Source organism: Clostridium zhoujianii (genome assembly GCF_051590805.1).
Classification (GTDB): Bacteria; Bacillota; Clostridia; order Clostridiales; family Clostridiaceae; genus Clostridium.
Genome location: NZ_JBPUTF010000001.1, coordinates 405,728 through 429,513 on the forward strand (window position 1 = coordinate 405,728; position 23,786 = coordinate 429,513).

Here is a 23,786-nt window from a genome sequence, read left to right on the forward strand (position 1 = left end):
GGGGGAAAGGGTATGATTATAGGAATAGACCTGGGTACAACTAATAGTTTAGTGGCATATTTTACGGAAGATGGAGCTAAAATTATTCCAAATAGATTAGGAGAAAACTTAACACCATCAGCTATAAGTATTGATGAAGATGGACATGTTTATGTAGGTAAGATTGCAAAGGAGAGAATGATAACCCACCCTGAATCTTCTGCAAATCTATTTAAAAGAAGTATGGGAAGCAAGAAAACCTATATGCTTTCAGGTAAAGAGTACAAACCTGAGGATTTATCATCTATGATAATAGCTTCTTTAAAGGAAGATGCAGAGAAGTTTTTAGGAGAAGAAATAACTGAAGCTGTAGTTAGTGTTCCAGCTTATTTTAATGATTATCAAAGAAAGGCAACAAAGATTGCAGGACAGCTTGCAGGTCTTAATATTGAGAGGATTGTAAGTGAACCAACTGCAGCGGCAATAGCCTATGGACTTAATCTTAAAAAGTTAAATACTAAGTTTATAGTTTTTGACTTGGGAGGTGGAACCTTTGATGTATCTATTTTAGAACTTTATAGAAACATAATGGAAGTTAGGGCTGTTGGTGGTGATAATTTTCTAGGTGGAGAAGATTTTACAGAAATAATATGTAGTTTATTTTTAAGAGAGAAAAATCTAGATATAAATGATCTAGATATTAAAACAATAGCACATTTAAAAAAGCAAGCAGAACTTTGTAAGATGGGATTTACAAATAGCAATATATCTAAAATGACTTGTAAGATAAATGATGAGATTATAGAATATGAACTTACTTTAGATGAGTATGAAAGAGGATGTCAACTTTTACTTGAAAAATTAAGAAGACCAATAGAAGGAGCCCTTAGAGATGCTAAGATTAAAATCAGAGAAATTGATGAAATAATTTTAGTTGGAGGGGGAACAAAACTTAAGATTGTAAGAAACTTTGTTGCAAAACTATTTGGAAGACTGCCGAGTATAAGTATAAATCCAGATGAGGTTGTTGCTTTAGGAGCCTCTATTCAAGGAGCTATGAAGGAGAGGAATGAATTTATAAAAGAAACTATATTAACAGATGTTTGTCCCTATACATTAGGAACAGATGTAGTTAGAGATTCTTTTAATGGAAGGAAAGAAGGAGGACACTTCTGTCCAATTATTGAAAGAAATACTGTCATTCCTGCAAGTAGAACTGAAAGACTTGTAACAGCACATAACAACCAAACATCTATAAAGGTAGAAATACTTCAAGGGGAAAGTAGATTTTCAAGAAATAATATATATTTAGGTGAAATAGAGGTTCCAGTTCCAAAGGGAAAAGCTGGAGATGAAGGAATTGATGTAACCTATACTTATGATATTAATTCAATGTTAGAGGTTCAAGTTAAAGTTATATCAACAGGATTCCAAAAAAAGCTTGTAATTAAGAAGAATGATTGTGTAATGACAGAAGAGGAAGTAGAGGAGAGATTTAAAGAATTACAAGAACTAAAGATTCCGCCTAGGGATAAGGAAGAGAATAAATTACTTCTTGCAAGGGGAGAAAGACTATATGAAGAAAGCCTTGGAGATATAAGAAGAGAAATTGCAGAAAAGATTAATATATTTGAGGGGATTTTAGAGAAACAAGATAGACTTGAAATAGAAATGGCTGCAAAAGAACTTAGAAAGTTTTTTGAGGATATTGAGGAACTTTAATATTAGTATATATGATAATATCTACCCAATGTACACGAAGTTATTGATGGGTTTTAAACCATAAAGAGTCATATAGAAATGTAGAATAAATAGGAAAATGGTGTAGAAAATACAATGATATTATGGTATTATATGGATAAATAAGTATTATATGGTTTAACTTAAAATCAAATCCTTTATATGTTAATAAAATTGAATTTATTAAACTAGTTTAGATAATAAAAGAGGTGAGGACGATGAATGAAATTCATACAATTAGAGTAGAGTGTGTTGGATTTATTAATTATGTAAATATAATAGTAGATTTAGCAACAAAGGAAGCTGCTATAATTGATCCAGCCTGGAATTTAAGTGAAATAATTCAGAAAATAAATGAAATAGGCTGTGAAATAACTACGATACTGCTTACTCATTCTCATATAGATCATGTTAATTTAGTTAATGAATTGATTTTAAGAACTAATGCAAAGGTATATATGTCGGAGAAGGAAATAGAAGTATATAATTTTAGTTCACATAATTTAAATAAGCTTTTGGATAAAGAGATTATTGAAGTTGGTAAAACTAAAATTATTGCTTTATTGACACCAGGTCATACAGAAGGAAGTATGTGTTATTTAACAAGTAAAGCTTTATTTACAGGAGACACTGTTTTTATCGAAGGATGTGGTATTTGTAACAGTATTAAAGCCGCTTCAGATATGTATAACAGTCTTAATAAAATAAGAACCTATGTAGATGAAAATATACTAGTATATCCAGGTCATTGTTATTACGAATCTTATGGATATCCGTTGAAAAAGATAAATAAAGATAATATATACTTTCTAATCGATAATGAACAGGAATTTATAAAATTTAGAATGCGTAAAAATCAAAAAAAATTATTAGATTTTATATAAATAAAAAGGTCGTAAATAGGCAGGATGAAATTAGGTATAGATGCATGTAGACCCTTACTGGAAGAAGTTAATTTAAAATTATTTATAAAAATATAACTAAAATAAATAGAGAAATAGAAGAGTAGATAGGTTTTTTCACATTAACCTATCTACTTTTTTGCACTAGTTAATGAAAAAGACATTAATTACAAATAACATTTATTTCTTTATAAGAATTAAAAGGATCTTTTTTGTTATAGATTTGTTTTCTTTTGAATCTGTAAAATTTTTATTAACGATTAAGTCATAACTCCAAGGAAAATTAGTTTCTAAATTATATCAAGATTTAATAAAATAATCAAATTTGATGAATAATCAATTATAATTGCAAATAAACAGATATTTAAAATTCAGATATAAAAGCAATAGTTTAATAAATGGAAAAGTATAAAAAATATACAAAGGCATATAATATATGAAGTAATTGGTATTAAATATCAATTGATAGAGATTATAATTTTCAAACTGGGGGTAAAAAAATGTTATTAATTATTCAATGTATTATTTTATGTATAGTATTTACTTTAGGGGTTGTTCCAAAACTATATAAGAATCCATTAAATTGTATAATGTCATATCCTAAAGAAATTAGAGAAAGGGTAGAAAACTTACCTGAATATAAAAATAAAATTAAAAAATATAAAACTAAACATATGAAGTCAAAGTTAATATCAATATTAGTTTTAATTATAATTATGTCGATAATAGCTTGGATATCTGGAGCAAAGACATTTACTGAAGCATTTGTTCACGTATTTATATTATTTATGGCTATTAACCTTTATGATTTACTTATATTAGATATTTTAGTATTTTGTCACAGTAAAAAGGTGATCATTTTAGGAACTGAAGATATGGTAAAACAATATAGATCTCCAAATCATCATATAAAAAGTTCAATAATTGGTACCATAATAGGATTAATAATTGCTTTATCAGCTGGTGGCCTTATTATATTATTTAATTTTTATTTATAGAGGAACAAAAAATTAATTTTAATATTGATTTTTATAAATTTATTAATTTAATAAAAAATGAAATCTTATCTAGGTATATTTTGATGAATTGCAATTACAAGCAAAGTCATAAGAACTGTAGGAATAGTTTAAGATAAAAAGCTAGATAGAGGATTTGTAGATAAGATAATAGAAGGATAAAGATCAACTAAGAACAAGAAAAGGGGTCCACTAGTACAGCAAATATATCATTAATTGCTGTAACTTGTGGACTCAGACTTTTATATAGTGGATTATTTTTATTAGGAGATATTAATGAAAAAAAGAGAAAAATAAATATTTTTTTAGGTTGTAAGTAAGTATATGGTAAGATAATTTCAGAGATGCATTTACATAATGTGATATATATGTTAAAATAATACAGAAATTTAAATATATGTTTATAGATTTAAATGATAAGAATCTGTTAAATTGTTATGAAAAAATAACTTAATAAATTATAAATTTTCACGTCCTTTGAAAATTATATAAGATTTGATACTTTTTTGTATGGGAAATAGGCCTACGTATTCCTACCAAACTTATATAATTCACTCGAATGGCAGCGGGGACATTTTATATTTGTTTTGTCCATTGTTATACTTTTCTTGCCTAATAGGGTAAGTTAGTTGTAGTAAACTTATTGTATTTCCTTAGGTTGAGAAGAGAAATGTTCATATAAGTTAACAGATTGAATAATAATATTAGGAGGAAATATGAATAGAATTTTGGTTACCGGTGCTAATGGTTTTGTGGGAAGTAATGTGTGTATAGAATTGCTTAAAGACGAAAGTAATATTATTTATGCTATTGCAAGATCAAAGGGAAAGAATAGCGCAAGAAATAGAGTTATACAAGAGATATCTAAGGGATTACATGAATATAGTGAAGATAATTGGAAAGATAGAATAGTAGTATTAGAAGGTGACATAAAGGGAATTAATTTAGGATTAAATGAGGAGAATTATAATTATATATGTGAAAATATAACATCAATATATCATTGTGCAGCTTCTATAAAGTTTTCATTAACATATGAAGAGGCAAAACAAATTAATTGTGGTGGCACAATTATCATGCTTAAGTTACTTGAGGATATTAAAAACAAGAATTTTGATAGGCTAAATTATATTAGTACAGCATATATTTCAGGTAGTTGTGTTGAGGGTTTTAAAGAAATAGATTTAAATAAGAATCAAAGTTTTTCTAATACATATGAAGAAACTAAATTTGAATGTGAAAAACTATTAGATAGTTATATTAGTAAAGGATGGCCAATTACTATTTATAGACCATCTATTGTGAACAGTAGTAGTGAAGATGGATCAACTCATGAAAATAATATTATCTATAAATTTATAAAATTTTTTAATAGAAAGAGAATTAAGGAATTTTATTGTAATGAATCATCATCTGTAAATATAGTTCCAGTAGATTATTTTGTAAAAGCAATGTTAGAACTATCATTAAGGGGTGAGTCAACAATAGGTAAGACCTATAATCTGGTAAATAAGATAAATACACCGGTTAAAAAGTTAGTAACTAATATTTGTAGCATATTAGATGTAGATGAACCCCAATTTATAGAAATAGAGGATAGTAATATGGGAATAATGATGAAAAATTCGTTAGGCCATTTTTTTAATTATGTATATATGTCTCATCATTTTGATGATGAGTGGACAAGGAGTCAATTGGAAAATACAAATATAGTGTGCTCAGAAATAACAAAAGAATATATAAGAAAAAATATTGAGTATTGCAATAGTATAGGAATACTATAGAGCATAATGGAATAATAAGGAATATACAATAAATATAAAAGATGATAAAGCTGTTAGATCTATAATTGAAAGTACTAAAGAAATTTCAGTTCTAGTTAGCTTAAAGGCTAAATAAAAAATTGGATGAAATACTAAAAGAATGAATAAAGGGATAAAGTGTGAAATTGATTAATTAAACTATTAAAAGAGTATATACTATTTTATGAATATGAGAAATCATAATCTGAGTCTGTCAAGAGAGTTGTCAATATAAATTTTTGGGAAAATTTATATTGATGACTCTTTTTAAGTTTATATATTTTATAAACAAAGTGGAAGGTAATATTGATATGAATTTAAGTTAGTATACACAATTTTATATGTTTAACCATTATAACTACTATTAGGTGGCATAGTCTTCATTCAAAACCTCCCAAGAACTATCTTTCTACTAAGATATTAATAATGATATAGAATTTGTAATAAATTTCTCGGGTATATTTATTTAAGCAAGTAATATACAAAGTACAAACTTGCTTTGAATCATCCTTCCATTCACTTTTAATTTACTACAATTCTTAGTTGAATACTAAGAAGAAATATTAAATACTTTGAAAGACTAATTTCTATTAAAAGTTAAAAATTAAACTTACTTTTCTAATTTACGACAAGAACTTGACAAAAAAAAAGAGAATGATAAAATTATACTTAAATGACAAAAAAAGTATACTATTCATAATTTAACCAATGCAGAATATATAAATAAATTGAGTTAATATTTTGGCAGGCTACATAATAAAGAGAAATATGTATCAAATAAGGTTATTATTTTAAATTTGGAGATGAGTATTTTATTAATAAATAAGTATATTAACTGTGAGAAAAAAGGGGGGGGCTTTTTGAAAACATTTATAGAGATTTCTAAAAAAGCAAAAGAGAAAGTAAAGCATGATAATGAATTCAAATTGGCAATTTTAGGAGATTGTTCTACTCAGCACTTAGCTAAGGCAATTAAGGGACAGGGTAATATTGAAGATATTGGTATAAGTGTATTAGATACAGATTATAATCAAATAAATGTTCAGATTATGTCTCAGAATTCGGAAATGTACTGTTTTAATCCAGATGGAATATTAATAGTTATGTGTACAGAAAAATTATATGATGAATATTGTAATACAGGACTAAGTGAGAGGAATCAGTTTGCTACGAAAGTATATACTAGGATATCTAATTATTGGGATTTGATAAACAAAAGGCTTAAAACTAATATAATACAATTTACATTTGCTGAAATGGACGATAGGGTAGTGGGTAATTGTGGATTAAGAATTAAGACCTCTTTTGCGTATCAACTAAGAAGGTTAAATTATCTTCTTATGGAAGCTTGCACAGAATATAAAAATATTTTTTTATTAGATATAAATCATAGTTTTTTCTTAGCTGGTGGAGATCAAGCTTGTGATTTTAGATTGTATTATCTTGCAAGGATGGCGTTTTCTGAAAAGGTATTACCTATAATTGCAAAAAATGTTACTGATATCATAAAGGCAACTTTAGGAAAAATTAAGAAGTGTATTGTTATAGATTTAGATAATACATTATGGGGAGGCATAATAGGTGAAGATGGAATAGAAAAGATACAGATTGGTGAACTAGGAATAGGACGTGTATTTTCAGATTTCCAAATGTGGCTTAAAGAATTACAAAAGCGCGGAATATTACTTGCAGTTTGTAGCAAGAATGATGAAGATAAAGCAAAAGATCCTTTTATTAATCATCCAGATATGATATTAAGGCTAGAGGATATATCTTTATTTGTAGCAAATTGGGAGAATAAAGTTGAGAATATTTTGTATATTCAAAAAACACTAAATATTGGTATGGATAGTATTGTTTATATTGATGATAGTCAATTTGAAAGAAATCTTGTAAGAAATATGATACCGGATATTGAGGTGCCAGAGTTACCAGAGGACCCAGCGTTGTATTTATCTTTTCTTAAGAAAAACAACTACTTTGAAACAATTTCATTTTCTGAAACAGATAAAGAGAGGACAAAACAATATAAGACAGAGATGCTAAGAAAGTCAAAAGAAAAAATGTTTGAGTCTTATGATGAATATCTTAAAGAATTATTTATGAAAGGAGAATGTACTCATTTCAAACCATTTAATTATGCACGTATTGCACAGTTAATTCAAAGATCTAATCAATTTAATTTGAGGACAATAAGGTATTCAGAAGAAGAAATTAGCAGAATAGCCGGGGATAAAAATTATATAACTTTAAGTTTTACATTGAAAGACTGTTATGGTGAATATGGTCTTGTGAGTGCAGTAATACTGAGAAGGAAAGATAATGAAAGTTTATTTATTGATTCTTGGGTAATGAGTTGTAGAGTATTAAAAAGAGGTATGGAGGAATTTGTGATAAATGAAATTTTTAAAGTGGCTCAAAAGAATGGCTATAGATTTGTAATTGGAGAATATATAATCACTCCAAAGAATTCTATGGTAAAAGATATATATATGAAGATGGGATTTAGAGATAATCTAAACGGAACATTTATTGCTGATGTAGAAAAATATAAAATTAAGGAAACTTTTATTAATTAATATGAAAAAGGAAAATGTTATTTATGTATGATAAAGAAGATATAAATGAGTATCGATTTAGTGAGATAAGTATTGGAATGAAAGAAAAATTTAATGTGATTATTACAAAAGAAAAAATGGAGCAGTTTAGAAAAATTACAGGTGACAATAACCCTATGCATACTGATGAAGATTTTGCTACCAATAGAGGATTTGATAATGTATTAGTTTATGGGATGCTAACAGCATCATTTTTTTCAACATTAGTAGGGATGTATTTACCAGGAAAATATTGTTTATTCCAAAGTGTGGATAATATATATTTTCATAGACCGGTTTATATTGGAGATAATTTGACTGTCCAGGGGACAGTAATAGAAATAGATGATAGGTTCTTTAGGATTGGAATTAAAGGAGAAATTTTTAATTCTCAAAGAAAAAAGGTATGTACAGGTATTTTATATTTAAAGGTTATGGAGGAATAAATATGGATATTTTTCTTATTACTGGTGCTGCTTCAGACATAGCAAGTAATGTAATACATTTATTAGGTGCTGGAGATACAAGAAAAGTTGTAATTGCGTTAGATAAAGATCCAATAGATGTTTCGCAATACAAAAAGTATTCTAATATGGAAGTCATTTATTGTGAATGTGATTTAGCAAATAGAGAAAGTATAATTAATACCATTAATTATATGAAGGAAGAGGATTTTCACCCTAATTATATTATTCATTTTGCAGCTATGAAGTATAGATTTGATAGTATACGAAAATTTGATTATTACAGAACAAATAAGGATATGCAAATACAAGTTTTATCAATATCAGAAATATGTAAAGTATGTTTACCAGATATGATAAAAAAACGAAATGGTAAAGTATTGTTTATGATTTCTTCTGTAACAGATGGTGAGCCACCAAATAGATTATGCCAATATACTATGGTTAAGTATGCCTTGCTTGGATTAATGAAATCAATAGCTGTAGAGTGTAAAGGGAAAAATGTTTCAGTATGTGGATTATCACCGGAAATGGTTAATACGAAATTCCTCAGTGAAATAGATGAGCGTATCCTTGAATTAAATGCAATGAAGAGTATAAATGGAAAACTATTAGAAGCAGAAGACATAGCAAAAGCGTTAATTGATTTATTGAGTCATGAAGCAGAAGAGTTAAATGGAAATAATTATCTATTTTCTTCTAATTCAAATTGTTAAGTGACTAACGGAGATGGACAATAACCATAGCAAAGGAGATTAAGGTGACCTTTATTACCTTCTTATCGTAGAAACATTCATGAGGAACACCACACTTAGAGTATTTTATTTTTTATGAAAAAACTTGTGAAACCTTGATATATAAAGATTTAAATAGAAAAGTACTGTAAAGAAAATTTACACTAACATGTTTAATGTGGGGGGATTAGTATGAAGCGATGTGACATTATAAAAAAAGTAAATGAGATTTTTGTGGAAGTGTTTGATGATAATGATATAAAAATCAATGAGAGTACATGTGCGGATGATATCGATGATTGGGATTCTCTTATGCATATTACACTTATAAGTGTAATTGAAAAAAAATTTAATATTAAATTTAGTATGCAAGATGTTTTAGGGATGCAATCAGTAGGCGAAATGCTAGATATTATTGAAAATATCAATAAATATAAGGATATATCAATATTATATGGAAAAAGCAGTTCAAATGAAAAAAAAAATATAATTGAACTATTTGAATGTGTAGCTAAGCAGAATAGTGAAAAAATAGCTGTGAGAAGTATTGGAGTATCATTATCATATATAGATATGCTTAATGCTGTGAATTGTCTATCAAATAAACTTATTAGAGCTAATATAAAAGATAATGATCGTATTGGGGTATTGACCAAAAATAATGTTGAAACTATAATTTCTATTTTTGCAATACTAAGAGTAGGAGCAGTATATGTACCGCTAGATGCAAATTTACCACAGGAAAAAATGGATTACATTCTTCAAGATAGTAAAGCTAGATTATTGTTAATTACGGATAATAAGAGTAAGAATAATAGTAAAATTGAAAGTTTAGGAGTAGATTATTTAGAGTTATCAAAATTTAAGGAAAAAGTAGACAAGCCATATCCAGCAAGTGATGTGAATTCATATGTAATTTATACATCTGGAACTACAGGTTATCCTAAAGGTGTAGAAATAAAGAATGATTGGATAATAAATTTATGCAATTGGAACAAAGCTGAAGCTCATATAAGTGAAAATTCTAAAGTAATGATGCTATTTTCATTTGCTTTTGATGCATCAATAAAAAACATATTTACACCTTTAACAACAGGAGCAGAACTTATTTTAGGACCAGATTTTTTATTCGATATTAATGAGATTTTAATAATTATTGAAGAAAATAAAGTAACGCATTGTAATACTAGTCCAGGATTATTTTACTCATTATTAGAGTATTCTGAGAAAAAAGAATTCTTAGCTTTAGGTAGCCTGAGATATGTTATGCTTGGCGGAGAAACTTTAGAAAAAAAACCATTAAAAAAATGGGCAGATTCTAAATTAGAGTTTATTATAATAAATTCCTATGGCCCAACAGAAGCTACAAGTATTACAACTTCATATATAGTAAAAAAGGAAGATATAAAAGAAGAGAAAAGCATTCCAATTGGAGTTCCAATTAATAATAAAGTTATATTGATTATTAATGAGAAAGGTGAAATTTGTGCTAATGGAGAAATTGGAGAAATCTATATAGGTGGATTAGGTGTTATTAATAAATATATAAGCAAATCAGAAGCATTAAGCAATGCGTTTATCGATAATGTAAATGGGATAGAAGGTAATTTCTATAAGACTGGAGATATGGGAAGAATAAATGAAAATTTACAATTAGAATTCTGTGGTAGACGTGATAATCAAATAAAAATAAGAGGGCATAGAGTAGAATTAAAGGAAATAGAAGAAGTTTTAAATAGAAGTGATTATGTTTATCGAAGTGTTTGCATTTATTTAAATAAAGATAATAAAGAAGAAATTGTTGCTTTTTTACACTTGAAAAATGCACTTTTATGGGATGAAAAAGCATTAAGAGTATATTTAGAAAATAAAATTTCAGATTTTATGGTGCCACAAAAATATATTATTTGCGAAGAGTTCCCCAAAAACATAAATGGAAAAATAGATAAAAAAGAATTAATTAAATTTTATTATTCAAAAATAAATGATGAAAAATTGAATAGAGAATCTAAAAGTTTAGATGAAATAATAAATAGAAATGATGTAGAAAAAAAACTGACCCAGGTATGGAAAGATATTCTTGGAATTGATTGTATAGGTCTAGAGGAAAACTTTTTTGATGTAGGTGGATATTCGTTGTTATTGACTAAACTTTCAAGAAAAATAGAGGGGAATTTAGATTGTAAAATTACTATTTTAGATCTGATGACCTATACAAATATAAAAAGTTGTGCTGAATTTATTTGTAATGGTAAAAACAATATTGAGATGAATGAGAGTAATATTACAAAAAATGGTAAATCTGTTGAAAAGCTTAAAAAAAGACTAGAAATGATAAATAAAAGAAAACAAAGAAGAGTGGAAAGTAGGTCAAGAATCAGTAATGAGCAATAAATGGATATTAAAATCAAAAACAAATGTAGAAGGAAACTATAGGTTGTTTTGCATTCCATATGCAGGTGGAGGAGCAAGTATTTATAGAAGTTGGCAGAAAAATTTTAGTCATGATATTGAGATATGTCCAATACAATTACCAGGTCGTGAAAATCGTATAGAGGAATTTTTGATTAATGATGCTAGATTGTTAGCACGTAGGATATATGGAGGAATAAAACAATATTTAGATAAACCCTTTTCTATTTTAGGCTATAGTGCTGGTGGCGTTTTAGCATATGAGTTAACAAGCATAATTTATAGAGAACTAGGAAAAATGCCTGATTTTCTTTTTATGGGAGCAACAACATTAGATTTTAGCTTTAAAACTAAAAAGGTGCATGGTTTAGATGAGAAGGAGTTTATTGAGTATATTGAAAGTTCTGGAGGAACAGAAAAAGTTATATTAAAAGATCGAGAATTTAGAAATGTATTTTTCCCAATAATAAGAAATGATTACAAAATGATTGAAAATTATTGCTGTAATAAGGATTTAGTTCCATGTCCAATTATAGCAATTGCATCTAAAGAGGATGAAGAAGTTCCATTTACAGAAACGTTAAAATTAGAGTCATATACTGATAATTTTAATATTAAATATTTTGATGGAAATCATTTTTTCTTAAAAAAGCATGAAAAGGAAATATGTCAATTTATAAATAAAGAAATATTAATTAATAAAAAATAGCGGTGTGGGAGAATTAAGTTATGAGAGATGAAAATTATAGTATGAATATTGCAATAGTTGGAATGGCAGGTAAATTTCCTAAGGCAGATGATGTTAATGAATTCTGGAATAACCTACTTAATGGTAGGGATTGTATTTCGCGTATTAATGTTGAAAAAGAAAATGAGGATATTTTGTATGCATATGGTGCAATAAATAGGCCTTTTCACTTTGATTATAGTTTTTTTGGAATCTCTAAAGGAAGGGCTAAAGAGATAGCTCCTCAAGAAAGGGTATTGTTAGAAGTATCTTATCAGGCATTGGAAGATGCTGGATGTGTAGCTGATAATTATAAAGGCAAAATAGGTATTGTCTGTGGAGCGCCTGAAAATGAGTATCGTACTAAACTTGCAGTAGCGGCTGGATTACGTAGGGGGTTAAGTGATAAGGAATATACTGGTTCATCTTTGGCTAGTAGAGTTTCTTATAGATTAAATCTTACTGGTCCAAGCTTAATGGTTGTAGCTGCATGTGCAACATCAATGGTATCAGTACATGAAGCTTGTCATATGCTATTAAATTATGAAGCAGATGTTATGCTAGCTGGGGGCTCAAATATATATACAGATCAGGAGAAATATGTATCAGTTGAGAATTTAGTATCAAAGGATGGATTTGGTAGAGCATTTGATAAAAATTCTACAGGATTAATACCAGGTAATGGAGTAGCTATGGTAGTACTAAAAAGATTAGAAGATGCTATTCAAGATTCTGATCATATTTATGCGGTAATAAGAAGTAGTGCCACTGGAAATGATGGAAATAGGAAAGTTGGATTTACAGCACCTAGTATTCAGGGGGAAAAGGAAGTAATTCAAGAAGCAATGATGTATGGAGGAATTACTAGTAATGATTTCTCTTTTATAGAAACACATGGAACAGGGACTAATCTTGGTGATGCAATAGAATTAAGGGCATTAAATGAAGTACTTTCTTATGATAGGACTTTAACTCATAAAATACCAATTGGTGCATTAAAAAATAATTACGGACATTTAAATATGACTGCAGGAATAGCAGGAATCATGAAAACAGCACTAGTATTAAAGACTCATTTAATACCGCCTATCATTAATGTAACTGATCCTAATGAAGAATTAAATGAAGATAGTTTAGTATACATTAATCAGGAAGTTAGTGAAATACCATTGACAGAAAATACAGTTATTGGTGGGGTAAGTTCATTTGGATTTGGTGGCATTAATGCACATATGATTTTAGAGGAGTATAGGGAAGAAAACAAGGAAGTTAAAGAAGATGAAGAAATGTATTTATTACCAATATCAGCAAAGAGTAAATACTCATTAAAGAGAATGGTAGAAAGGTATAAAGAATGGGTGCCTAATAATAAGGCGATATTATCTAGAGCTTCTAATATGTTATTCAAATATAGGAATAATTTTGATAATAGAGGCTATTTAGTTGTATGTAAAGGTGAAATTTTACATTCTTCTGAATTAGTGGAAAATTATTCAGAGTGTAATTTAAGGAATAAAGGTGTGGTATTTGATTTTGATAAGATTAAGTCTATCAAAGTTGAAGAATTTAGAAAGTTTTATACTTATTGCAAGACTTTTCGTTTTTACTTTGACGAATGTATGAGTATCATAAAAGCAGCGTCAGAAAAAAATTATGATGTAGAAGATGTAGTGATGCTAAGTATTGTTTCACAGTATTCATTAGCTAAAACTTTTGAATCATTAGGTATAATACCCGAAAAATTATATTATGAAAAAGATAGTATAATTCCTATGGCTTTGTTTAACAAAACTATTGATATAGAAACAGCTGTAGAATATTTAAAAACTAATAATGTGGCGGAATTAGAAAGGTTTATTCTAAATGAGACAAGTAATAAAGGTAAGTATATTTATTGTCTAGCTTCAGATGTTGACACAGAGAATGTAAGTTATAAGATATCTCTAAATATCTTTAAAAATGATATTATACTTAATTTCTTAAAACAATTAGGCGAATTGTGGGTTCGTAAAAATGACTTTTCAACAGATTTTATGTTTTCAGATGAAGAGCTTAAAAAGGTTAGTTTGCCGACATATTGTTTTGATGGTGAATATTTGAATATATTAGATGAATATTATCCACAAACTGTAGCATTTGATATAGATAAAAATGATTTTGAATATTTTAAGCATATTGAAAAAGAAGCAGATGCTGAATTAAATATTAAATCCCTTAGAGATTATAATGGATTAACTGAAGCCTTTGATGAAATATGTAGAGCGACAGCATTAGCGTACTTCAATGAAAACAGGATTAAATTAAATACTAAGTATTCTTTAGTAGAGTTAGAAGAATTGTGTGGTGTTACTAATTACTATAAACCATATGTCAAGTTCCTTTTGGGAATATTATGCAGAAGTAATGATGCTGTATATTCAAATAATAAATATATAATTAATAATAAGTATTCTTATAAAGAACTAATAGGAACATTTGAAAGTAATAAAGTAAAATTTTGCGATTTCAACCAATATATAGATATTGTTCAAAAGTGTGTGATGCAAATGGACTCAGTTCTTACGGGAAAAGTTTTTGGAAACTCAATAATATATCCTGAAGGTAATTTTGATATGTTATCAGAAATACATGATAATACACCAGAAGTAAGTTTGAGAGATTCTTATATTAAAAGTATGACTAAGGTATTAAAGAAGATTGTAGACAAATCCAACAAACGATTAAGAATTTTAGAGGTAGGATCAGGAACTGGGGCATTAACATGGGAGGTTTTAGAAGCACTAAAAGATGCAGATATAGAATATTTTATTACAGATATAGGACGTAGCTTTGTTACCATTGCTGAAAAAACTGCAAAAGAAAAGGGATATAAAAATGTATACTTTAATGTCTTTGACATTGAAAAAGATTTTAAAGAAGCAGGCTTTAGAGAAAATACCTTTGATATAGTTTTAAGCTTAGATGTATTGCAAGCAACTTCTAATATTACAAATGCATTAAGTAATATAAATAAATTATTAAAACCATGTGGTTGGATGATATCAGTTCAGACTTTATTGTTGCAAGATTTTACTCAATTAATATTTGGTTATGCACCAGGCTGGTGGAACTATGGTAACGATCCCTTGAGAAAAGATAAATCAATATATGTAGATTTTAATGTTTGGAAGAAAGCATATGAAGATGCTGAATTTGAGAATGTATCTTGTATAACAGGTGGTTATAATGACAGGAGGAAAGAAGTATCATTAATTTTCGCTAAAAAACCATACGCTTTAGTAGAAGACGATATTCCTTTTAGCATGGCTAAAAACCACACTAGAGAAGCGGTTAATGTAGTAGTTGCTAAGACTGGTGAAAAGCATACAGGAATGATAGGTGATTTAGTAAATATAATAAAAGAGGTAATTGGAGTTGAAGAAATTAACTTAGATGATGATATTTATTCTGCGGGAATAGATTCACTATCATTACTAATAATACGTTCAAAAATAAAAGAAAAATTTAATGTTAATTTTAGCATTAATGAATTTGATCAATGCGAATCAGTTAGGGAAGCTATAAATAAGATAATCAATTTAAGAATAGATAATAAAAATGAGAATACCAATAACTTAGTTAAAGAATCAACAGAAAAAAACGATATAAGTAAGTTATTTGAATTAATTCAATATAAATAATGAGGTGAGAGAAATGGATTTTAAAAATCTACGTTTAGATATTGATCATGTATTATCTAAGGAGAATAGAGCTTTTGAACTGATTTCAGATAAAGATTTTAAATTTTTTTGCGAATTAAATGATACAGGAAAGGATATATATTATTCCTCCTTTTCTAAAATGCTTGATAGCAGCAGCAAGAAAAATCCAACTAAAACAGCAATAATTACAACAGAGAAGAAATACACATATCTTGAATATTATAGTTTAATAAAAAGATATTGCAGTTCATTAAAAATGTTAAATAATGAATTTCCATCAAAGATAGCTATTATGCTTGAAAAAGGTATCTCACAAGCTGTTGCTGTTATAGGTACAGTTTATGCTGGTTCGTCATATATTCCTCTTGAATATGATTTGCCTATTTCAATGATAGAGTATTCTTTCCAAGCCGCAGAGGCGGATATTCTAGTTACTGATTTAGAAATGAAAGAAAAATTACTTAATAGTAATTTAGAATTTAAAGATCGAATATTTTCTTATGAAGAGATAATAAAGAATGAAGTAGATTCTAATTTTGAACCAGTAGAAACTTCTTCTAAAGATATATTTTCAGTAATTTTTACTTCAGGGTCATCTGGAAAAGCAAAAGGGGTTAAGATTAGTAATGCAGGTATGTATAATTGCTTACAATACTTTATTGAATATCATTCAATAACAGATAATGATACCATGCTAAGTGTATCAAATATTTGTCATGATATGAGCATTTTTGAAATATTTGTCCCATTACTTGTTGGTGGGAGTGTAATTATGCCAGATAAGGACAAGAGCAATGATGCAATGCATTGGTGTGATTTAGCTATTAATCACAATGTAACAATTTGGACCTCAGTTCCAACAATATTTAGCATGTTATTATACGCATTTGAATCAAATTATAGAAAGCAATTCTTTAATTCATTGAAAACTGTAATGCTTGCAGGAGAAGTGATTCCAACAGTTTTATATAAAAGATTAAATGAGATAGCACCACTAGCAAAGCTTTTTGCTTCAGGGGGGCCAACTGAGACTACACTACTAAACATTATACATCCAGTTAGTGAAGATGATGTTGAGAATGGAATAATTCCGTATGGTGTGCCTATATGGAACACACAATATTTAATATTAAATGAGGAATTAAAGGTTTTACCAATAGGTGAAGTTGGAACAATTTACAATTGTGGAACATGTCTAGCAGAGGGCTATTTAGATGAAAGTCTAACTAAAGAAACGTTTATTGTTCATCCAGATTTGCATATTCGTATGTATAATACTGGTGATTTAGGAAAGTACAATGAGCAGGGATTTATAGATATATTAGGTAGAGCAGATAATCAAGTAAAGATAAATGGTAAGAGAATTGAATTAGAGGAAATTGAAAAATCAATTGAACAAAACAAGAATGTAATGAAATCGATAGTTTCTGTTTATGAGGATCAAGAATTAGGTAAAAAATTAGTAGCTCAAGTAATGTTGAATGATAATTTTAATGATTCTAGTAACAATATAGAGCATTGGAAAACTGTATTTGATGAAACATATAGTGAAGAACGAAATAAAAATGAAAGTGAATCTGACTATAGTGGATGGCATAGTACCTATACAGGAAAGCAGATTCCAATTCCAGAAATGCAAGAATGGACGAAAAATACAGTTTCTAACATTGCAGATATATGTGGTGATAATGTATTAGAGATTGGTTGTGGAACCGGATTATTAATGTATAGACTAGCTAAAAAAACTAAAAGCTATGTTGGATTAGATATTTCTGATGAAGCAATTAATACATTACGTCATGATCTTAAGAACAAAAGAGTGGAATTTGATAATGTAGAAGTTTTTCAATCATCGGCAGATGATTTAAGTTGTGTTGCAGGAAGAAAATTTAACACAATAATTATTAACTCAGTAATAATGTTCTTCCCATCAGCTGATTATTTAATAGATGTAATAAAAAATTGTATGGAATTACTTGATGATGGTGGAACTTTATTTCTAGGTGATATTCAGGACTTTGATTTAATGAAAGTGTTTCGTTCATCAGTATTCTTATTTAGAAGTAAAGATGGAGAAATTGGAGAATTAAAAAATGTAATAAATGAAGATTGTAATAAGTTAAAAGATTTATATGTTTCTCAAAGATTTTTTGAAAATTTGCATAATATTATTCCGGAAGTTGCTAGAACAACAATTATGCAAAAGAACATGACTTGCGTTAATGAAATTTCTAAATTCCGATATGATGTGGTACTTTCTAAAAACAATATAGTTTCTAAAAACATAATAAATGAATATAAATTTACAAGTCTTGAGGCGTTAGATAAAGATATAGATAGTTATGATCTTAATAATGGAAATGTAATTGTAATTAAAGATATAATAAATGAAATGATTTATGAGGATTATTATATAAGTAATGAATTAGTAAAGTGTGATGAATCAGAATCCATACAAGAATTTAAGAAAAGATTAATGAATGAATTTAAGAGGGGTTTTTATCCACATGAGTTTTATAGTCTAGCTAAAAGGCATCAACTAAGGTGTGTTGTAAAAAACACTAAATTAGGTATGTTTAATGTATATTTTAGTAAGGGAGATATTAATAATATTTCTAATGAGTTTGAAGAGAATTGTGGAAAGTTTACAAATGAAATAGTGAATGAAGATGTTTCAGAAGGAATAATTGAAGGCTTAAAAGAAAGTTTGTATAAATTATTACCAAAGTACATGATTCCAGATATATGGAAAGTAGTTAGGGATATTCCAAAGTTAAACAATGGTAAGATTGATCGTAAAAAAGCAATAATTAATGTGAATAGTATAATAAACAAAGAAGATTTTGAAGTTACAAATATAGATGGAAGTTTATCATTAATTGATGAAATAAAAAATATTTGGCAGAGAGTTTTAAAAGTTAAAGAAATACAAGAAAGTAATTCATTTTTTAAGATTGGTGGACATTCACTGCTAGCTATGAGGTTGTTAAGTCAAATAAATAAAAAATATCATACTCTAATTAGGTTTTCTGAGTTCTATAAAAATCCAACATTACTTGATATGAAAAGAATGGTGGAAGAAGAAAGAGAAGAGAATATTAATGATGAAGTTGAAATAACTATATCCAAAGAAGAAGATCGATATTTAAAATTCCCAACTGCAGGGTTACAAAGGTCCTATTTAATGGGGAGGCAGTCAAATGTTCCATTAGGAAATTGCGCAACTCATTTATATTTAGAATTAGAAATAAAGAATCCAGATATAAAAAGAATTAACGATGTAATTACATTTATGATTAAAAAACATGATGCTTTTAGAACTGTATTTACAGATGAATATGATCAGTATATTTTGAATGAGGTAGAGGAAATAAATATAGAAATAGACGATTTTTCGAAGTATTCAGATGAAGATAGAGAACTATATTTAATTAGTAAGAGGAATAAAATTTCAGAAGCACTTCTTGATTATAAAAAAGCACCTTTAGCTGTATTTTCATTATCTAGGATAGATAATACTTCTTATATATTTCATATATATTTAGATGGATTAATTATTGATGGTTGGTCATGTCATATGTTCCTAGCTGAATTTGATGACTTATATACATCTGATAAGGAATTGATAGATTTAAATATGGGTAATCAAAGATCAGAAATATCTTTTAGAGATTATGTTTTATATCTTGAGAAATTAAGAGATACAAAAAAATATTTAAGAGCAAAAGATTTTTGGATGAGTAAAATTCCAAGTCTATCTGGAAACCCTGAGCTTCCTATGATTATGAATCCAGATGAAGTTATATCAATATCAAATATAAAGATAAGCAGGAATTGTTCAAAAGAACGATTAGAATTATTAAAAAATAATGCTAATAAAGTTGGTGTATCTGTTTTTGATGTAATGCTTACAGCCTTTGCACATACAGTAGCATTATATAGTAAAACACAAAATTTCTTAATAAATATTCCTTATACTTATCGTCCCGATATTGCCAAAAATATTGAATATATGCTTGGAGAATGTGCTAATTTCTTTTTGTATGACTTCAATAGAAATAAAGATGAGTCCATTAAGGATACATTAAAAAGAGTGCATAATGAAATAATTGATTTACAAGATAATATTAGTTTTCCAGGTGAAGAAATTGTTCGTGAAAGAATAAAACGTTCTAAAAGTTATGAGGGACAAATATCGACTGTAGTATTTACAAGTTTGTTAGATATACCTTACAAGAAATTAGAATCATTTAGACAAAAATATATTGATACTCATACAAGTCAAATCTGGATAGATGCAGTTGTATTTCGTGGAGATAATGATGATTGTATTTTTAGTTGGGATTGTGTTAAGGGATTATTTGATGAAAAATTACTTAATAATATGTTTGATACATTTATGTGCTTAATAAATGGATTTATTGATTCTATAGACAGTTGGAATGTGTTAAAAAGACCTAATTTATTAGAGTCTGATTTAGCGATTATTGATAATATAAAACCGGATATTGATGTTAATGTTGATGAATTAGTAACAGTAAGTGATATGATAATAAATCAATTTGAAAAAAGAAAAAATGATTTAGCAATTATTACTATGGATAATGACTATACCTATAATGATCTTAAAAGACGAACAATTAGTATAGCTACAGAACTAAGTAAATATATAAACATTGAAAATAATAGGGTAGCTATTCTTTTAGGTAAAAGCTTTAATCAAATAGCTTCAATATTAAGTGTTACATTAAATAGCGGATGTTATGTTCCAGTTGAACATAGTTATCCCCTAAAAAAAGTTATAGAAATATTAAAGATATGTAATGTTAAAGCTATATTAACGGATAATGAAAATTATAATTCGGCATTACAAGTAGCTACAGGTATAGGAAATATTGAAGTAATAAATGTTGATTCAATTAAAGATATATCAAATATAGATTTTAAATTCAATAGTAAGATAAAAGAAGATTCAGATATTTGTATTATACACTCTTCAGGGACCACAGGAACTCCTAAAGGAATGGTAGTTAAGCAAATAGGATTATCAAATGTTCTTATGTATACAAAAATAAAATGGAAAATAGATGAAAATGATTCAGTGGTAGGAAATACTAATTATTGTCATGATATATCTTTGTTCCAAATTTTTGTACCATTAATTTGTGGTGGGAAGATAGCATTACCATTAGAAAAATATTGGATGGACCCTAATTATATTGCAAAACTAATGTATAAAGCTAGTGCGACAATTTGGTTTACAGTTCCAGTAATGATGGAAATGTTAATTGATTCAAGAGGAGATATTCTTAGCAAGGCAATGAAAAAATTACGTTTAGTAATGCTTGGTGGAGAATGCATGAATATGTCTACGCCAAATAAAATTTGGAAATTCTCAAAAGATATAGAAGTTTATAATGTTGGTGGTCCATCAGAAGCGACAAATCTTAATATTGTACACAAGGTAGTACAAAATGATATAGAAAAAGGAATTATTCCTTATGGAAAACCAATAGCAAATTCAGAGTATATGATATTAAATGAATGGCATGAGCAATGCCCTATTGGCGTAGAGGGAAGGTTGTTTATTGGTGGTATTGGTTTAGTAGATGGGTATATAGGGTTGCCAGATCTTACAGAAAAGAAATTTATTAAAAATATTTGTGGGAGAGAAGTATTATATGACACAGGAGACTTAGGAAAATATGATAGGAATGGAGAAATTATTTTCCTTGGTAGAAATAATAATCAAATAAAGTTAAATGGTAAGAGAATAGAATTAGATGGAATAGAATCTGTAATTACAGCATACGAGGGCATAGATTCAGTAATTGTGAAGTTAGGAAAAAATAAACAATTAATGGCTTACTATGTATCTGAAAATGAAATAGATCAGAGCTTATTAATAGAGCATTTAGAAGAAAATTTACCTAAATATCAAATTCCATATTTATATAAAAGGATTGATAGTATACCAGTAACTCAAAATGGTAAAAAGGACAGAAAGGTATTAGAAGATATTGAATTTGAAGGTAAATATGATAATCAACCAATAGTTAATGATGAAATAAGTGAAGAAATAAAAGCTATTTGTTGTAAGATTTTAAAGTTAGATAACATTGAACTAGATAGTAACTATATATATATAGGTGGAAATTCAGTACATGCTATTCAGGTTTTATCAGAAATAAGGTCACGATTTGGAGTAATGTTGGAATTATATGATTTATTCAACAATCCAGTTATTTCTGTATGGTGTGATTTAGTTAGAAAAGCTATTAAAGCAAAGGATCAAAATAATAGTTCAATAGTTTTAGCGGATGTTTCAGAGAAAAAAGAAAACTACCTTTTATCGTATTCACAAGAGGGAATATTATTCCGCATATTAATGGACAATGATACTGAAAAATTTATAGTAGGTGTATCAGAAATTAAAGGTGAAATTAATATCGAAGCTATTAAATATGCATTTAAGAATATTTTAATAAATAATAATATTCTTCGTAGTAGAATAACTGAAACAAAAGATGGAGAGTTTATCCAATCTAATGTAGCAATAGATGAAGAAGTAATAGAAATAATACCATTTGATAATATTACTGATGAAGTAGTCAAGGAATATTCTTCTATAATAGGTGAGAAAAAGTTAATGAATCTTGATGAAAAATATTATAAATTCCAATTGCTTTATAGCAAATCAAAAAGTTTCTTAATTTTAGGGATTCACCATATTATTTCTGATGACGAAACATTTGGCATATTAATGGATGAACTTGTAATGTACTATGATGATTATTGTAACGGAGTAGTAAATTCTATTGGAAAAGATTTACAATATGAAGATTACGTAAATTGGCAACGAGGAGTTTATGAAGAAAAATTAAAAAAATCAGATATTTATTATTGGATTAATAAATTACAATCTTTAAAAGAGGGAACTCCAAATGAAAGTATTGCAAAATGTACTGATATAGGTGTAGCAGGAAAATATTACGACATAAATTTGAGTAGGGAAGATATTGAAAAAGTAAAAGTTATTTGCGGTACTAATAATATATCTATTTATTCTTGTTACACTATTATTTATGCAATTTCAGTAATGACTATTATTGAGGAAAAAGAAATATGGATGGGTATGCCAATTTCTAATAGAAGAAATATGGCGAATTCTAATGTATGTGGATTATTTGTAAATATAGTTCCAATAATGATAAATATAAGGAATGGAGAAAGCTTTTTAACTGCAATGAAAAGAATATTTAAAGAGGTTTTGGAAGTAACAAAACATTCTACGCTACCATTTGAATATATAGTTAGAAAATTAGGTTTACCAAATGAATATTCACAGTTGCCATTTAATATATTAATTAATTATTTAGGAGCAACAGGCAAAAGTAGAAAAATAGATGATATTACTTTTGGAGATACTGATTTTGTAAAAAATGAAGTTTTTCATAATTTAGGATTATTAATAGATGAAAAAGATGATGGTAATTATAAAATTTCAGTTTCTGCAAATGAAAATTTATTTTCAGAAGAGATAATGGATGTTTTTTGTGATACTTATAGTTATTTAGTAAAGGAATTTGTATCTAATCCTGAATATATAATAGATGGTTATTTATTTGATTAACAAATAGGAATACAGGAGTTTTATCACATATTATTATCAGTAGCTATTAATACAAAATATGGGGGCGGTGCAATAAAGG

Annotated in this window: 12 protein-coding genes; 11 read left to right on the top strand and 1 reads right to left on the bottom strand. The window is 27.6% G+C overall.

Annotated elements, in window-relative coordinates:
- The first annotated feature begins 12 nt into the window (after window positions 1–12).
- The 3 genes from ACSYT2_RS02000 to ACSYT2_RS02010 all read left to right on the top strand — a co-directional run bounded on the left by ACSYT2_RS02000 (window position 13) and on the right by ACSYT2_RS02010 (window position 3,619).
- Complete coding sequence (locus ACSYT2_RS02000; RefSeq protein ID WP_438383073.1) at window positions 13–1,701, top strand: Hsp70 family protein; 1,689 nt, start codon at window positions 13–15, stop codon at window positions 1,699–1,701.
- Between the two features lie 236 nt (window positions 1,702–1,937).
- Complete coding sequence (locus ACSYT2_RS02005; protein WP_438383075.1) at window positions 1,938–2,603, top strand: MBL fold metallo-hydrolase; 666 nt, start codon at window positions 1,938–1,940, stop codon at window positions 2,601–2,603.
- A gap of 518 nt (window positions 2,604–3,121) precedes the next feature.
- Window positions 3,122–3,619: a hypothetical protein gene (locus ACSYT2_RS02010; protein WP_438383078.1), complete on the top strand. Its 498-nt coding sequence runs from the start codon at window positions 3,122–3,124 to the stop codon at window positions 3,617–3,619.
- 541 nt (window positions 3,620–4,160) lie between these two features.
- On the opposite strand, the gene ACSYT2_RS02015 is transcribed toward ACSYT2_RS02010, so the two are convergent.
- Window positions 4,161–4,232, bottom strand: a complete 72-nt coding sequence (locus ACSYT2_RS02015; RefSeq protein ID WP_438384987.1) for an IS1 family transposase — start codon at window positions 4,230–4,232, stop codon at window positions 4,161–4,163.
- A 121-nt stretch (window positions 4,233–4,353) separates the two neighbouring features.
- Here ACSYT2_RS02015 and ACSYT2_RS02020 point away from each other — a divergent pair, with 121 nt between their 5' ends.
- The 8 genes from ACSYT2_RS02020 to ACSYT2_RS02055 all read left to right on the top strand — a co-directional run bounded on the left by ACSYT2_RS02020 (window position 4,354) and on the right by ACSYT2_RS02055 (window position 23,707).
- On the top strand, window positions 4,354–5,421 hold the full coding sequence (locus ACSYT2_RS02020; RefSeq protein WP_438383081.1) for an SDR family oxidoreductase: 1,068 nt from the start codon (window positions 4,354–4,356) through the stop codon (window positions 5,419–5,421).
- 878 nt (window positions 5,422–6,299) lie between these two features.
- Window positions 6,300–8,018: an HAD-IIIC family phosphatase gene (locus ACSYT2_RS02025; protein WP_438383083.1), complete on the top strand. Its 1,719-nt coding sequence runs from the start codon at window positions 6,300–6,302 to the stop codon at window positions 8,016–8,018.
- 23 nt (window positions 8,019–8,041) lie between these two features.
- Window positions 8,042–8,482: a MaoC family dehydratase gene (locus ACSYT2_RS02030; RefSeq protein ID WP_438383086.1), complete on the top strand. Its 441-nt coding sequence runs from the start codon at window positions 8,042–8,044 to the stop codon at window positions 8,480–8,482.
- A gap of 2 nt (window positions 8,483–8,484) precedes the next feature.
- Window positions 8,485–9,216, top strand: coding sequence for an SDR family oxidoreductase (locus ACSYT2_RS02035; protein WP_438383088.1), 732 nt, complete (start codon window positions 8,485–8,487; stop codon window positions 9,214–9,216).
- Between the two features lie 210 nt (window positions 9,217–9,426).
- A complete protein-coding gene (locus tag ACSYT2_RS02040) occupies window positions 9,427–11,628 on the top strand; it encodes an amino acid adenylation domain-containing protein (protein WP_438383091.1) in 2,202 nt (733 codons plus the stop codon).
- Window positions 11,618–12,355: a thioesterase II family protein gene (locus tag ACSYT2_RS02045; protein ID WP_438383092.1), complete on the top strand. Its 738-nt coding sequence runs from the start codon at window positions 11,618–11,620 to the stop codon at window positions 12,353–12,355. The genes ACSYT2_RS02040 and ACSYT2_RS02045 overlap by 11 nt, the downstream gene beginning before the upstream one ends.
- A 20-nt stretch (window positions 12,356–12,375) precedes the next feature.
- Window positions 12,376–16,053, top strand: coding sequence for a beta-ketoacyl synthase N-terminal-like domain-containing protein (locus ACSYT2_RS02050; RefSeq protein WP_438383094.1), 3,678 nt, complete (start codon window positions 12,376–12,378; stop codon window positions 16,051–16,053).
- Between the two features lie 13 nt (window positions 16,054–16,066).
- Complete coding sequence (locus tag ACSYT2_RS02055; RefSeq protein WP_438383096.1) at window positions 16,067–23,707, top strand: AMP-binding protein; 7,641 nt, start codon at window positions 16,067–16,069, stop codon at window positions 23,705–23,707.
- Window positions 23,708–23,786: the final 79 nt, after the last annotated feature.

What these genes read in the sequence shown, in the direction of transcription:
- ACSYT2_RS02000 (WP_438383073.1), top strand. Translation starts at nt 13, where the DNA reads ATGATTATAGGAATAGACCTGGGTACAACTAATAGTTTAGTGGCATAT.
- ACSYT2_RS02005 (WP_438383075.1), top strand. Translation starts at nt 1,938, where the DNA reads ATGAATGAAATTCATACAATTAGAGTAGAGTGTGTTGGATTTATTAAT.
- ACSYT2_RS02010 (WP_438383078.1), top strand. Translation starts at nt 3,122, where the DNA reads ATGTTATTAATTATTCAATGTATTATTTTATGTATAGTATTTACTTTA.
- ACSYT2_RS02020 (WP_438383081.1), top strand. Translation starts at nt 4,354, where the DNA reads ATGAATAGAATTTTGGTTACCGGTGCTAATGGTTTTGTGGGAAGTAAT.
- ACSYT2_RS02030 (WP_438383086.1), top strand. Translation starts at nt 8,042, where the DNA reads ATGTATGATAAAGAAGATATAAATGAGTATCGATTTAGTGAGATAAGT.
- ACSYT2_RS02035 (WP_438383088.1), top strand. Translation starts at nt 8,485, where the DNA reads ATGGATATTTTTCTTATTACTGGTGCTGCTTCAGACATAGCAAGTAAT.
- ACSYT2_RS02040 (WP_438383091.1), top strand. Translation starts at nt 9,427, where the DNA reads ATGAAGCGATGTGACATTATAAAAAAAGTAAATGAGATTTTTGTGGAA.
- ACSYT2_RS02045 (WP_438383092.1), top strand. Translation starts at nt 11,618, where the DNA reads ATGAGCAATAAATGGATATTAAAATCAAAAACAAATGTAGAAGGAAAC.
- ACSYT2_RS02050 (WP_438383094.1), top strand. Translation starts at nt 12,376, where the DNA reads ATGAGAGATGAAAATTATAGTATGAATATTGCAATAGTTGGAATGGCA.
- ACSYT2_RS02055 (WP_438383096.1), top strand. Translation starts at nt 16,067, where the DNA reads ATGGATTTTAAAAATCTACGTTTAGATATTGATCATGTATTATCTAAG.